10 protein-coding genes, 1 tRNA gene and 2 pseudogenes are annotated in these 13,704 nt (G+C 58.7%); 5 read left to right on the forward strand and 8 right to left on the reverse strand.

The features are described 5' to 3' along the window. Nucleotides 1–28: 28 nt before the first annotated feature. Nucleotides 29–1,189, forward strand: coding sequence for an iron-containing alcohol dehydrogenase (locus tag UH5x_RS18445; protein ID WP_047816666.1), 1,161 nt, complete (start codon nucleotides 29–31; stop codon nucleotides 1,187–1,189). A gap of 211 nt (nucleotides 1,190–1,400) precedes the next feature. On the opposite strand, the gene UH5x_RS18450 is transcribed toward UH5x_RS18445, so the two are convergent. The 7 genes and pseudogenes from UH5x_RS18450 to UH5x_RS18480 all read right to left on the reverse strand — a co-directional run bounded on the left by UH5x_RS18450 (nucleotide 1,401) and on the right by UH5x_RS18480 (nucleotide 9,107). Further along, entirely contained in the window at nucleotides 1,401–2,930 is a 1,530-nt protein-coding gene (locus UH5x_RS18450) for a transposase (RefSeq protein WP_482632748.1), read from the reverse strand. A gap of 1,298 nt (nucleotides 2,931–4,228) precedes the next feature. Then, on the reverse strand, nucleotides 4,229–5,857 hold the full coding sequence (locus UH5x_RS18455; protein WP_482633284.1) for a DUF1598 domain-containing protein: 1,629 nt from the start codon (nucleotides 5,855–5,857) through the stop codon (nucleotides 4,229–4,231). Nucleotides 5,858–5,902: 45 nt separating this feature from the next. Then, nucleotides 5,903–6,154: pseudogene (locus UH5x_RS18460) on the reverse strand (hypothetical protein); the annotation flags it as partial. After that, a pseudogene (locus tag UH5x_RS18465) lies at nucleotides 6,133–6,180 on the reverse strand (hypothetical protein); the annotation flags it as partial. The pseudogenes UH5x_RS18465 and UH5x_RS18460, both read right to left, overlap by 22 nt. A gap of 44 nt (nucleotides 6,181–6,224) precedes the next feature. After that, complete coding sequence (locus tag UH5x_RS18470; protein WP_047816668.1) at nucleotides 6,225–7,355, reverse strand: DNA polymerase III subunit; 1,131 nt, start codon at nucleotides 7,353–7,355, stop codon at nucleotides 6,225–6,227. Nucleotides 7,356–7,358: 3 nt separating this feature from the next. Continuing rightward, complete coding sequence (gene rpiB, locus UH5x_RS18475) at nucleotides 7,359–7,832, reverse strand: ribose 5-phosphate isomerase B (RefSeq protein WP_047816669.1); 474 nt, start codon at nucleotides 7,830–7,832, stop codon at nucleotides 7,359–7,361. Between the two features lie 3 nt (nucleotides 7,833–7,835). Next, entirely contained in the window at nucleotides 7,836–9,107 is a 1,272-nt protein-coding gene (locus UH5x_RS18480) for an arsenate reductase/protein-tyrosine-phosphatase family protein (RefSeq protein WP_482633285.1), read from the reverse strand. A gap of 299 nt (nucleotides 9,108–9,406) precedes the next feature. Here UH5x_RS18480 and UH5x_RS18485 point away from each other — a divergent pair, with 299 nt between their 5' ends. Then, nucleotides 9,407–10,405 carry an NHL repeat-containing protein gene (locus UH5x_RS18485; protein ID WP_482633286.1) on the forward strand — a complete coding sequence of 333 codons (999 nt, stop codon included), beginning with the start codon at nucleotides 9,407–9,409 and terminating at the stop codon, nucleotides 10,403–10,405. A gap of 304 nt (nucleotides 10,406–10,709) precedes the next feature. Here the strand turns inward: UH5x_RS18485 and UH5x_RS18490 are convergent, their stop codons facing one another. Continuing rightward, a complete protein-coding gene (locus UH5x_RS18490) occupies nucleotides 10,710–11,534 on the reverse strand; it encodes a GDSL-type esterase/lipase family protein (protein WP_482633287.1) in 825 nt (274 codons plus the stop codon). A 314-nt stretch (nucleotides 11,535–11,848) separates the two neighbouring features. Here UH5x_RS18490 and UH5x_RS18495 point away from each other — a divergent pair, with 314 nt between their 5' ends. From UH5x_RS18495 to UH5x_RS18505, 3 genes are all read left to right on the forward strand, one after another. Continuing rightward, nucleotides 11,849–12,466 (forward strand): ClpP family protease, encoded by a 618-nt coding sequence (locus UH5x_RS18495; protein WP_047812687.1) that lies wholly within the window; start codon nucleotides 11,849–11,851, stop codon nucleotides 12,464–12,466. Nucleotides 12,467–12,524: 58 nt separating this feature from the next. Then, the gene (clpP, locus tag UH5x_RS18500) at nucleotides 12,525–13,112 is read left to right on the forward strand and encodes an ATP-dependent Clp endopeptidase proteolytic subunit ClpP (protein WP_007339633.1); all 588 of its coding nucleotides are present in this window, start codon (nucleotides 12,525–12,527) and stop codon (nucleotides 13,110–13,112) included. Nucleotides 13,113–13,269: 157 nt separating this feature from the next. Next, nucleotides 13,270–13,343: transfer RNA gene (locus UH5x_RS18505), tRNA-OTHER, on the forward strand. The last annotated feature ends 361 nt before the right edge of the window (nucleotides 13,344–13,704 follow it).

The following is a 13,704-nucleotide window of genomic DNA, read 5'->3' on the forward strand; positions in this document are numbered from 1 at the left end:
GATTGCCGCCCTTTTTTAGGACACCCGCATGCAACCGTTTGATCTTCATCCACGAACGCGAATCGTGTTTGGGCCGAACGTTTCGAATCAGATCAATGGGCTGGCTCGTTCGCTCGGCGGGGTGCTGAGTTCAGGGCGTCCTCGAGTCTTGGTCGTTTGCGATCCGGGAATCGTTGCCGCGGGGCATTTCGATCGCATCACCGGTTTGCTCCGCGAGAGCGACTGGGAGGTGCAGTCCTTTCATGACTTCGCCGAAAATCCGACGTCTGAGATGGTCGATGCGGGCGTGAGCGTGGCCGCGGATTTCCAGCCTGACCTGCTGATTGGGCTGGGGGGCGGTAGCAGCATGGACTGCTCCAAAGGCATCAACTTCGTTTACAGCTGCGGTGGTCGCATCCACGACTACCACGGGGTCGGAAAAGCGACGGCGGAGATGTTGCCGATGATTGCGATTCCCACCACGGCGGGAACCGGCAGCGAAGCCCAGAGCTTTGCGCTGATCAGCGATGCGGAAACGCACGTGAAGATGGCTTGCGGCGATCCCAAGGCCGCGTGCCGGATCGCGTTGTTGGATCCAACGTTCACGTTGACGCAGCCACGCGGGGTGACGGCGCTGACCGGCATCGATGCGATTTCGCATGCGGTCGAAACCTATGTCAGCAAAAAACGAAACGTGATGTCGACAACATACAGTCGACGTGCCTTTGGATTGTTGGCCCGGTCCTTTGTTCGCGTGTTGCAAGTTCCTGATGACTTGGAAGCTCGCTCGGCGATGCAGTTGGGGGCGTGCCTGGCTGGCATGGCGATCGAAACATCGATGTTGGGCGCGGCGCACGCCACGGCCAATCCTTTGACTGCCCGGCATGATGTCGTGCACGGGCAGGCGGTTGGTCTGATGTTGCCCGCGGTGGTTCGGTTCAACGGAACCGTTCACGCGGATTGGTACGCCGAGTTGCTGAGAGAGCTGGAACCTTGTAGCGAGGTTTCCGAAGCGCCGACGCGATTGGCGGAGCTGATTGAGGAGTGGATGCGGGCAGCGGACCTCGCGACAACGCTGGATGATCTTTCGATCCCAACATCGGACATCGGTTTGTTTGTCGAAGATGCCTTGAAGCAATGGACCGGGACCTTCAACCCAATCGAGCTCGACGAAGACTCCACGCGAGCGCTGTATCGCGAAGTGGTTTAGTGATCTCTTAAAAACAGCCACGAAGTGTCGGCGAATTTCGTCCCGTTGGGACTGGTGTGGGAGTCTTAGCCACGAAGTGGTGACAGGATGTAGCCATCGGCGCCAGCCGATGGAAATCGGGCGGCGACAGAATCATCCAGTCCTGAAGGGACGGCAGGTCGCATGTCGTTTGCAACCACCTGTCGCCCCTTCAGGCAACGCCGTGAACGATTTAGGCGACGGTACAAAACCCCAGTTTTTGAAGTCGATCGCGATCTTCTTTCGTGGCGCGAGTGACGTTGGGGAGACCGCAACGAGGCTTGTCTTTCTTGTTCGGTTTATACCTCGCCTCCTTGCTCGACTTGCGTTCGTAATCATCGATCAGCGCATCCCTCAGCATCTCCGATAAGCTCGGTTCCTCGAGATCGGTCTCGTTGAGGTTCTCAAGAATGCGTTGGAAAGAACGCACCACCCCTGCGAAGCTGATTCGACCAGGCATCGCGACCGGATCACCCCGGCGACGTTTCTTCGCGAGGTGTACTTTCAAGGCATACAGCTTGACGATCAGAATACTGAGGATCGACCAATGCAACTCCACCAACGCCCGGACGCTCTGGCGGCAGCGAAGTTGTCGTCGTCCATACGTTTGCTTTAGGTTGCGAAATTCCAATTCGATTCCCCAGCGGCTCTTGTAAATTACCAGTGCTTGCTCGTCCGTGAGCTTCTTCTCATCCAAAACGCTCGTTAAGAGAACTGCCTCTTTGCGGCCGAGTTGGATCTGAATCATGCGAAGCTTCAGGGGACGCATGCCCTCACGGCGTTTGTCCTTGGGCCAGCAGTAAACAAGGTTGTCTTCGCCAGGCTCGACATCGTAGCCGAGGCTATGCAGCAAGTTGACGTTCGCGCCGACGCGAACGAGAAAGTGGTGTCCCCCATCGATGATGCTCTTCCAAAATTCGTAGCCAACGAATCCCGCGTCACCGGTAAACAACGTTTTCCCCGGGAATTCGCCGTTTTCTAGCATCTCTTGCACGTGTGCTCGTTCGGACGCATTGCTAGGCCCAAGTTTCCAGCACCAAGTCAGTTGCGTGGCAACGTGCCAAATCTTTGTGATCCAAATCTGGGGTACTGGCGGTGCCGGTGGATTCTTCTCGATGGCCTGACGGCGCATTCCTTTGGTCTTCTTTTTTCGATACCGAGCCGTTGTCCCGTGACCATGATTGGGAGCGCAAAACGCTTTTTCGTTACTCAGTGTTCGCGGCGTTGTGTTTCGAGAACCATCGACAGCCATGACGACCCAACCAGTCGTCCTCCAAAGCTTGCCGGCGGTTGCCTCGATTTGCTTGTGAATCCGAGTAAGCAAAACCTCGGACAACCAGGGAGTCCATCGAACCAGCGCCTTGATCAGTCCAGAGTAACTTGAAAATGCGATCCTCCCGTGGACCTTTTTGCATTGCCGGGTGCCTGAATCAAAAGCATCCTTGAGCTTGTCCTTGTCAGAGAAGATCCACAGCAAGGCTTGGATCATCAGAGTCATTGTCTTCCAGCCAGTGTTGCCGTGGGCCTGCGTCGGCACTGCCTGCTCGTCACCCAGCACCCAATCGATCGCACTGCGGAACTCTTTGGCGTTGCGCGTCTGGGCTTTCCGATAACGCTCTCGCTGAGATTCGATCTTGACCTTGCGCTTAGCTCGGTTGGATTTCCTTTGTCGAGCATGTTCTTTGGCCTTGCTTGATTCGTGAGAATCGAGTTTCTTTGACACAGCCGGATTCCTTTCTGACTGAAGTGTTTCAGTTGGTTGGTAGGGGGATCCGGCTTTTACACTTCAAGGGCAGTTCAGCAAAACACCACAAATCGCGGCCTCAAAATCGTTCACGGCGTTGCCCTTCAGGGCTTTTGTTTCTGGTGTGTTGTTTTCCGGTCCACGGGTTCACACCCGTGGCGACAACCTGCCGTCCCGTTGGGACTGATGCGGGCGTTTCAGCCACGAAGTGGCGGCATGATGGAGCCACCGGCGCCAGCCGATGGAAACTGGTGTGGGAGTCTTAGCCACGAAGTGGTGACAGGATGTAGCCATCGGCGTCAGCCGATGGAAATCGGACCGCGATGGAATCATCCAGTCCTGAAGGGACGGCAGGTCGCATGCCGTTTCCAACCACCTGTCGCCCCTTCAGGGCTTTTGTTTCTGGTGTGTTGTTTTCCGGTCCACGGGTTCACACCCGTGGCGACAACCTGCCGTCCCGTTGGGACTGGTGCGGGTGTTTCAGCCACGAAGTGGCGGCAGGATGTAGCCACCGGCGCCAGCCGATGGAAACTGGTGTGGGAGTCTTAGCCACGAAGTGGCGACAGGCTGTAGCCATCGGCGTGAGCCGATGGAAATTGGGCCGCGACGGAATCATCCAGTCCTGAAGGGACGGCAGGTCGCATGCCGTTTCCAACACCTGTCGCCCCTTCAGGGCTTTTGTTTTCTGGTGCGTTGTTTCACTGTCCACGGGTTCACACCCGTGGCGACAACCTGTCGTCCCGTTGGGACTGGTGCGGGCGTTTCAGCCACGAAGTGGCGGCAGGCTGTAGCCATCGGCGTCAGCCGATGGAAACTGGTGTGGGAGTCTTAGCCACGAAGTGGTGACAGGATGTAGCCATCGGCGCCAGCCGATGGAAATCGGGCGGCGACAGAATCATCCAGTCCTGAAGGGACGGCAGGTCGCATGCCGTTTCCAACCACCTGTCGTCCCGTTGGGACTGGTGTGGGCGTTTCAGCCACGAAGTGGTGACAGGATGTAGCCATCGGCGTGAGCCGATGGAAATCGGGCGGCGACAGAATCATCCAGTCCTGAAGGGACGGCAGGTCGCATGCCGTTTCCAACCACCTGTCGCCCCTTCAGGGCTTTTGTTTTCTTGTGTGTTGTTTTCGGATCCACGGGTTCGCACCCGTGGCGACAACCTGTCGTCCCGTTGGGACTGGTGCGCGTGTTTAGCCACGAAGTGGTGGCAGGCTGTAGCCATCGGCGTGAGCCGATGGAAATTGGGACACGACTGGTTGGGCACTGGTTCGGTCAATCACTCCGCGTTCCACCACCAGCGATCGCTGGGGCGTGCGTCGACGAGTTCACCGTAGTTGGCCAAACTTGGTCGGGGCAGCATTTGAGTCGGCAGCAAGTCCGAAGGTTCGACGCTGACGCCGCCGCTGGCCAAAATCAGTTGATGCATTTTGTTGCGGTGCCGATATCGATGCAGGACTGCGATCGAGTCCACTTGCGTTGGCGTTGCCAGTTGGGAGGATCGTCGGGAGGCGAAATGCAGCAGCGCTCGTTGCAAGGTCGCGTGGTCGTTTTGAGGCGACACCGTTGTCGAATTTCGCTGGCTGCTTTGTGCCCAGAGTTGTCCCAAGGCGGTGGCTTGGTAGACCGACTCGAGAGCGCCGTAGAGCGGGTAACGAGTTCGGATCGTTGACCACTGTTGGTTGAAGTGATCCACAAAGGCTTCCGTGGATGGATCCAAGACCACGTTGCCGCGTCGGCCGGTCAGCAACGCCAATTCATTCTCGCCACTGAGTCGCAATGGCGTGCCCGACAACTGCCACAGGTGGGCGGAATCGGCTCGCTCATGTTGGACTTCCAAGGCTTGCCCGGTGAACCACAATCGAAGCAACAGGTCGGCCGGCGGTGAGTTGCCCGCGGTGGCTTGAATCGTTTGCAAGTAGTTGCGGACTCCGTCGGGCATGTCTTCCTCGCCGAGTGCCAAACGTTTCATGTGGCGGTCGGCTTCGATCAGCAGCCAAGCGATTTCATGATCCGCGGAGGTTCCGAAGACGTGGATGTCTTGCCGTCCCAGGGCTTCGGCCAACGACTCCGCGGCCAGTCCCATGGGGACGTCGCCGGAAACGATGGACCGACCGAGAGCGGTCGCTTTCTTCAGGCCGGCTGGTGTGGGATCGATCGTGCAACCAAACGGTTGTTGGTGAAGCGCTGCCGACAATCCAACGGCGAGCGAAGTCAGGTTCATGGGTGGAAGCCCCGAGCGTCGATCGACTTGCCAACCGTCGACTTGCTCGAATCCGCCGACGGTGCCGGCCAAGACAATGTCGTCATCGGTCAGCAGGACCAGCGAAATCTTGGACAATCCACCGGCATGTCCCAGTGCATCGTTGTTCGAGTTCCGCTCCGAAGCAGAGGATGAATTCAGGTTCTCGGCAGCCAGTGCTTGCATCCATCTTCGTACGGACACACATCGGATCTTGGCGGGCGATGTCCAGTGTTCCGGAACCAGCGTTGAGACATCGTCGCGAAAGTTTGCCGCGTCCAACATCAATGCGGTTGCGTGCTTCTTCCATTGGGCGGATTGGGGATCCGGTTTGGCGTTGTTTTCGACTTCGCGAAGCAGTCCATCGGGAGTGACCACGATGCCAGCGGGGTACGGCGCCATCGTTCCGACGCCGCCAAGTGCTTCCCAGGATTCGGGTTCGACCGTGGTTTGAATCAGTTGCATCAATTGGCTGAAATCAGCCAGAGATTGACCACCGGCTGCGCCTGGGTCTGGATTGGCACCTGAGGGAAGAGCGACATCGGGGCCGAAGCCTCCGGGGACGAGCGGTCCACTGTTGTCTTGGGCCAGTGAGCTGGGGGATCCAATGAAGGCAATCCAGGCGAGCAGCAACACGCTGGCGAGAAGCTTTTTCCAAGCGGACATCGTGACACCCCGAGAAGACGGCGAAGAGAAGGCGGTGCTTCTAGCCTAACGGTTGGCATGCCCGCAGGACAGCAAAAGTTGGTGAGCTTTGCGGTCTCGGTGGCTGACTCGCATCGAAGTCGTGACGCGTTCAGCGGGGGGGCCGATGCGAACGCGGCTTGGACGGGCAAGAGTGCCAATCCTGCATGCGCTAGAACCTCGTTGACGATTGAATCGGCAAGCTGTAGCGCGGCGGGTGTAGGTCCGTCCCTGCCTGGCGGGGCTGGTCGGACGTCTGGGAGTCTTGCCGGAGTGGTTGGACGACTCGCTTTGTTCCAAAGCATTGGTTGGGTGCCAGGTGATAACCTGGCCTACGACGAAGGGCTGCCTAGCCGATGGCGCCTCGGTCTCCGGTGGTGGCCAGGGTCAAGTCCGCGGCGTAGCAGTCGACCAGCGTGCCGAGGTTGGCGCTGCGGTCGATTTCTCGAAACGTTCGCAACGTGCGGTCAAGTCGCCGGTGGGTGGCAGGGTCGTATTCCCCCGCGTTGGCATCGGATCGCAGTTGCCGGCGGTAGTGTTGGACGGCGATTGAAAACACATCGCGAAGTGCCGCTCGTCGTTTGGGCACGTCTTTGCTGATCGAATCGAGGTGCCCATTGATCAAGCGAGCAATGGCCGTTGGGTCGGGCACGGGAGCGGCGAGTTGATTCCAAAGGGCTTCGCGAATTTGTTCGCCGCCCCCGCGGGCCAGTCGTGCGGCGACGTGCATGTCGCCGGCCGAGAGTTCAATCGCGGCGTCCAGGGCATCGTCGGAAATGGGAGGCAGGGGTTCGTCTTCGTGTTGCGATTGATAGTGATCGAGTTGTTTTCGCAGCAGGTTTCGGCCGGCCTCACCGACGGGTGTTTGGAAGCGAAGGATTTGGCATCGCGAACGAATGGTTGGAAGCTGGCGTTGTTCGCTGCTTCCGATCAAGATGATCAACGCGTTGGCCGGCGGTTCTTCCAGCGTCTTCAGCAGGCAGTTGGCGCCTTCTTCGTTGAGGAAGTCCGCGTCGTGCAGAATCGCGACTTTGCGTTGAGCCTGCATCGGTCTCAGGTGCACGTCGTGGCAAAATCCTTCTTGCAAACGCGCGTCGACGGGGCCGATCAAGAGTTCCAACGGGATCAGCGTTTTGTCGTCTGGTTTGCGGACTTGGATGAAATCCGGATGCGTGCCCGCTCGGACTTGAATGCAGGAGGGGCATTCGCAACAAGGCGCCATGTCACGTGCCGTGCTGCGTTCACAGAGCAGTGTTTGGGCCAGCAAAATCGACGCGGAAGTTTTGCCGACACCGCTGGGGCCGACAAACAACAGGCTTCCGCCCAAGCGTCCCAGTCGGATCGCAGTGCTCAAGCCCGCGACCAAGCTGTCGTGCCCAATCAGTTCATTCCACGAGTTCAGAGGCGGCGCGTCGAGTGCGATCGCGCGCGTGGTTTTCGCGGCTTTGGGGGAGGAGCCAGAGGCTTTCTTCGCGGACACGAATCAGACGCCAGGATTGTTGTCGGGCGAGGCACTGCCATCGATCGCAGTGATCTTGTCGACGCGTTGGGAGTGGCGTCCACATTCGAAGTCGGTGCGAAGCCACATCAGGACCAATTCGTCGATGGGGCGTTCCCCGATCAAGTCACCGGGCAAGCACAGCACGTTGACGTCGTTGTGTCGCCGCGACATTTCCACGATGACTTCGTCGTAGCACGAAGCGGCACGAACGCCGTGAAATTTATTCGCGACGATTGCCATGCCAATTCCGGTGCCGCAGATCAGGATCCCGCGATCCAGTTTGCCGTCACGAATCTGCTCGGCAACGCGGATGGCGAAGTCGGGGTAGTCGACGGGGTCGGTGGAATCGGTGCCCTCGTCGCAGACCTCAAACCCTTCGCGAAGAAGCGTTTGCAGGAGACGTGCCTTGATATGCACGCCGCGATGGTCGCTGGCCAGGCCTACTTTGAGTGTCATTCCTTACTCCGAACCTGCATGCGGCTGCCTTGGTTCGTCATCTGGGCCTCCGTCGGGGCCATCGGACGGGAAAAAATCGGGAGGCAGGTCACTGAGCCAGCCTTCCAGTTCGCTTACGATCTGATCTGCACATTGTTCATACACCTCGACGGACATTCCGACGGGATCGCTGACATCGCCCCCGTCTCGCCGAAGCGTGGACACTCGTTCGGCACGGTCGGGCCAGGCCGCCACGATCGCATCTCGGTGGCGACGGGTCATGGTCAGAACCAAGTCCGCCATCGACATCAACGATTCTTCGAGCGGTTGGCTGGCGTGACCGGTCAGGTCCAAACCACGCCGACCCATGACCTCGACGGCTTGAGGGGCAGCCCCGCTGCCGTGCCCTGCTGCGACGCCAGCGGAGACGACGCGCGCGACATCTTCCCGGCCGAATTTGCGCCGCAAGGCTTCCCGGAGCAGTGTTTCCGCCATGGGGCTGCGGCAGGTGTTACCGGTGCACACGAGTGCGATGACTGGTTTGACAAATTGATTCATGGCAGCTTGTTGGATCACTCCTGTTCGCTGGACGTGCCAGTGATTGCCCGACACGCGGACCACCGTTCCTTCATCACCATAGCGACTGATGCCGTCATCGAGCAGCAGTGGCAAGGATTCGCCCGTTCCTGCGGTCAGTGCCGCCTGCAGTTTTTCCGCGGTGGTGGGCGGTGAAGCGTCCGGCAAACCGATTTCTCCCCACACCAAGGGGGCGGACAGATAACGATGAATGTGGCTGAGCAAGCGATGCTCGGAGACTCGGAATGCGACTGGCCCACCCGTGGAGGACGACCTTTGTCCGGCGCCCGCTCGCAGGGTTTCCGCGACCGTTTCAGGCAAGCAGCTCATCGCTGAAACCGAATCATCACAGTCCGCAATCAGCGTCAGCGGCCCGGGAAAGCAGCGTTCCGACATTCGTCGAGCTAGCATCGTCATTGGCATCAGGAAGTCACCGGCCGCCTCGCTGCTGCGGACGCACAGCGCAATCGAACCGGCGTCGGCCGTGGGCGCCACAAAGTCAGTCGGGTCCGCACCGGAGGCATCTGAGTGGGTGTGCCAACCTCGGCAGGTCGCGGTCCACTGCGCCAATCGGCGGACGGCGGCAGGACACAGCGAACTGGCGACCAGCCCATAGACGGTTTCGCTGGGGACCCCAATGACCTGGCCTTCGACCAGCGCTTGCACGCTGCGATGAACTATGTCACGCGGGTCATCGGTCGTTTGCAGGTCGTATATCATGGGCTCTGTGAAACGTGGACGATCCATCCGACCGGGATGGCCGCTAAACTAGGTTGGTCTCGAAAACGGTGAGTGGCACGACGCTCGCTTCCCGTGGTGTCCACTGCCCAGGGCAAGCGACGTTCGACGCACGGGAACAGTTGTCGATTGGCCCCGTGCAGGGTGACCAGCGGGATGAGGAGGAGTCAAAATCAATTCAGAACCAAACGCTAGCGAGACTCCCTATGCTAGCGATTCGAGCTCATCGATGGCAGCCTGCATGCAAGATGGCAGGTGTCACGCTCCCCCAGGAAGCCCGCATGCACCCTCCATCACGAAACGATCCCGCTGAATCCAAACGGATCGATCGTCGACAGGCATGTCAGCGAATGCTGGCGGGAGCAAGCGGTCTGCTGGGGCTGACGGGACTGAACGGCTGTGTGGCCTCTGCCATGGGCGGGACACCCGAGTTGGTTTGGGGCCGGCGTGGGATGTCTGATGGGCGGTTCTTGAAGCCACGAGCGATGGCGATCGACCCAGACGACCAGCTTTACATCGTCGACACGACCGGCCGGATCCAAGTTTTTGACGCCGATGGTCAACATTTGCGAACTTGGAAGACACCTGAAACCGCCAACGGCCGTCCCACTGGGATGGTCTTTGACGGCGCTCGAGAACGCTTGTTGGTCGCCGACACGCATTACTACCGCATGTTGGCGTTCACTCCGGACGGCGAGTTTTTGCCCGACGATTTGATCGGCGGCACATCGGGAGACGGCCCGGGTGAATTCGCGTTTGTGACGGACATCGCGGTCGATGGCGACGGCTGCCGCTACATCGGCGAATACGGTGCCTCGGATCGGATTCAGCGATTTGATCCCGATGGCACATTCATGGCTCAATGGGGTGGGACAGGACGCGAAGTCCAACATTTTGTGCGGCCGCAAAGCTTGGTCGTCGATGGCAGCACGCTGTGGATCGCCGACTCCTGCAATCATCGAGTTCAGCGTTACGACATCTCCACCACCCAGCCAGAGTGGATCGGGGCTTGGGGGCACGAGGGCAAACAACCCGGCCAGTTTTACTATCCCTACGGCATCGCCGTGGACTCGGATGGGACCGTTTTGGTTTGCGAATACGGCAATCAACGGATCCAGCGGATGACCCCCGAAGGCGAGCCGATCTCATCGTGGGGCGCACCCGGTCACGATCCGGGACAACTTTATCAGCCCTGGGGATTGGTCGTTGATTCCAAGCGTCGCGTGCACGTGTTGGATAGCAACAACCACCGCGTGCAGCGATTCACGTTGCGGGGGTAGATTTCGAGCGACGCCGTTCAGGCGTACGCGAGAGCACGGGCAGCGGCGCGTGATGCCGCTCCCCCGAAAATCTCGCTGAACGCTCGTTCTCCGACCCCTCCCAACTTCGAAGTCGTGCAGTTTTTAAGTACCGTGTTGCCAAGCGTTTATTATCACCCTCCCTTGGGACGTTCGAAAAATAAATGGTGGCGGGCGTCTGGGTATCGCCCCGGATGGGGCCGTCGTGGGAGTTGGGGGCGTCCCTCGCTCACGCGTCGGGTTGTGAACTCGAGTGAATCAACCGGCCGGTCAGGGACGGGACGATTCAATCGTGGGTCTGTTCGCGCAGGACCTCGATCAGGCGATTGCGAATGAGGTCGCCCCAGATGACATAGCCCTCTTCGTTGAGGTGCAATTGATCGCCCACGAACAGGTTTTCTCGCGGTTGGTTGTCGTGCGTCATGAACGTTTCCGCTGTGGAAACGAAGTGCACATTGGGTTCGGTGAAGCAAATCTCTCGCAATCTGGCGTTGAGTTCGCGGATTTGGGGCCACGCGTCGTAGCGTGAACGGGTCGGAGTGATTTCGACCAGCAGCACGGGGGCATCGGGACGGTGCTCGCGAGCGACCGCGACGACGTGGCGAACCAATTTCTCGACCTCGGCGGGGTCGGCATCGTTATCACGCCCCGAGATGTCATTGGCGACGAAAACCACCACAGCGCGAAAATCATGCGGCGTGATCAGTCGCTCGGCGAACACTGCCAAATCGGAGAACTTCGCTCCGCCATAACCACGTGGGATGACTCGAAACGGGGCCAGATCTTCTGCCGCAGAGTCCCAGCGACGGATGCTGCTGCTGCCAATCAACAGGATCCCGTCAGCTGGATCGGTGGTTTCTGCATCCAGAGTCTCATATTTCTGGATTTCCTTGTCCCATCGCTTGGTGGCCGCTTCGCGGTAGGGCGCTAGGAGGTCGGGATCGGCTTCGGAGGCGTCTGGAGCGGCCGAATTGGGGGCAGACGCGTCTTGGGCTGTCGCGGCGGGAAGGATCGCGACGCACGTCAGTCCGCCCAGAATCCAAGCGGTCAAAGGAAGGAGTGTGGAACGAGTCAAATGAGGCGGATGGGGAGCGGTGGTTCGCAAACGCATGGTGGGATCGGGGGTGAGGGGAATGGGGCGGGAGCGGTGCCGCCGAAAGGGCACCGCGGAGGGAGTCGAAAGGGCCCGAAAGTTAAAATGCGTAGTTTAGCATGCATCGCAACGGCTTCGGAGAACACCTTCGTGGGTCAACCCGTCTTGTCACCTGGTGTTCAATCGCGAACACTGAACCTTCTTGCCCCGATTGGGCCTTTTGTTCATGACGGCAACCCTGTATTCCACGCCAAAGGCTACCACGAATGTCCGATCCGTTTGGTTCCCCGTTTCCGTCCCTGCATGATCAGAACCTAAACGCGCAACACGCCATGGCTTCGGATCATCGTCTCGCAAATGCGGCTTCCTATCAGAGTTACCAGCGTCAGCGTCAGATGACGCTGGGCGATTTGTTGCTTGAAAACCGAATCGTTTTCATGCAAGGCGAGATTCACTACGCCAACGCCAACGAAATCGTGATGAAGTTGTTGTACCTTCAGAGCGAAAATCGTCGCAAAGACATCCACCTGTACATCAATTCGCCCGGCGGCAGTGTGACCGCGACTTTGGCGATTTACGACACGATGCAAATGCTGTCGTGCCCCGTCGCCACGTATTGCGTCGGCGAAGCCTGCAGCGGAGCAGCCGTGTTGCTGGTCGGTGGTGCCAAGGGAAAACGATTCTGCTTGCCCAACAGCCGCGTGATGATGCACCAACCACTCGGTGGCGTTTCGGGTCAAGTCAGCGACATCGAAATTCAAGCCGCTGAAATGTTCCGTTACCGCGACAAATTGAACGAAATCATTTCCGGCCACTGTGGCAAATCGGTCGAGCAAATTGCCAAGGACACCGATCGCGATTTCTTCTTGGACGCCCAACAAGCCAAAGAGTACGGGCTCGTTGACGACATCTTGCTGGGAACTCCCGTGAGCGAAAACGACGAAGACTGATTCCTCTCAGACTTCGGACCTCCTCTTCTCAACGAACCAAAACAACTAGGACATCATCATGCCCGTCATCCCTTACGTGGTCGAAAGCAACGGCCGCGAAGAACGCACGTACGACATTTACAGCCGGTTGCTGAAGGACCGGATCATTTTTCTGGGGCAACAAGTCGACGACCAAATCAGCAACGCGCTCGTCGCTCAAATGCTGTTTTTGCAAGCGGACGATCCCAAGAAGGACATCCACATGTACATCAACTCGCCTGGTGGCAGCATCACGGCGGGAATGGCGATCTATGACACGATGCAATTCGTTTCGTGTGACGTCGCGACGTACTGCATTGGCCAAGCCGCCTCGATGGGCGCGGTCCTGTTGACCGCCGGTGCCAAGGGCAAGCGATTCGCATTGCCGAACGCTCGGATCATGATTCACCAGCCACTCGCTGGCATGCAAGGCACCGCGCGTGAAGTGGAAATCCACGTCGCTGAGTTGCGCCGAATCAAGCAACGCATGAACGAGATCATGATCGAACACACCGGTCACTCGCTCGAAAAGATCGAAGAGGACACCGACCGTGACCGCTTCATGTCAGCCGATGAAGCTTGCAGTTATGGTTTGATCGACAAGGTTGTCAAAAGCATCGACGACTGATCGATTTTGATTCAGTGAGAGGGCCGGTTTTCGCCGGCCATCTCGCAAACAAACCGTAGTGGACGAGGCAACGAGTCCGGCCGCGCAACGAGCCAGCACCGGGACTCGTTGCCTTGTCCACTACGCGTTGAGATTTTGTCTCAGCGGGTTTTGCCTCGCCCCCTTCGTCTAGTGGCCCAGGACGTCGGCCTTTATCCGGCCGAAACGCTCGTTCGAATCGGGCAGGGGGTACTCTCGCTCTGGAGGCGTTCTTGCAACGCCTGCGTGGTGCTGATTGCAAAGGGCAAGTTGACAATTGCAAAATGCAAAATCGCGGATTCAGGCAACCTGCTTCCAGCGTCACAGCAATTTGAAATTTACAATTGTCAATTTCACTTTTTCAATGCCCTGGTGGTCCCTCGCTCACGCGTTCGGGTTGCGAAGTGAGTGGTAGCTGGGCTCGCCAGAATTCAGATGGTTGAGTTGGTGAGCGTCCGAATTCTGGCAAATCCGGCTACGGTCTGTGACCACTTCGCACCGATTCGTCAGGCTGGTGGGGCCTGGCCTACGTTGACCTCCCAGCGAGCGGCGTCGATGGGGTACGGGTTGCGAC

Source organism: Rhodopirellula sp. UH5 (assembly GCF_056839225.1).

Excerpts from the sequence above, each read along its gene's own strand:
- clpP (WP_007339633.1), top strand. The coding sequence starts at position 12,525 with ATGCCCGTCATCCCTTACGTGGTCGAAAGCAACGGCCGCGAAGAACGC.
- UH5x_RS18485 (WP_482633286.1), top strand. The coding sequence starts at position 9,407 with ATGCACCCTCCATCACGAAACGATCCCGCTGAATCCAAACGGATCGAT.
- UH5x_RS18480 (WP_482633285.1), bottom strand. The coding sequence starts at position 9,107 with ATGATATACGACCTGCAAACGACCGATGACCCGCGTGACATAGTTCAT.
- UH5x_RS18490 (WP_482633287.1), bottom strand. The coding sequence starts at position 11,534 with ATGCGTTTGCGAACCACCGCTCCCCATCCGCCTCATTTGACTCGTTCC.
- UH5x_RS18445 (WP_047816666.1), top strand. The coding sequence starts at position 29 with ATGCAACCGTTTGATCTTCATCCACGAACGCGAATCGTGTTTGGGCCG.
- rpiB (WP_047816669.1), bottom strand. The coding sequence starts at position 7,832 with ATGACACTCAAAGTAGGCCTGGCCAGCGACCATCGCGGCGTGCATATC.
- UH5x_RS18455 (WP_482633284.1), bottom strand. The coding sequence starts at position 5,857 with ATGTCCGCTTGGAAAAAGCTTCTCGCCAGCGTGTTGCTGCTCGCCTGG.
- UH5x_RS18495 (WP_047812687.1), top strand. The coding sequence starts at position 11,849 with ATGGCTTCGGATCATCGTCTCGCAAATGCGGCTTCCTATCAGAGTTAC.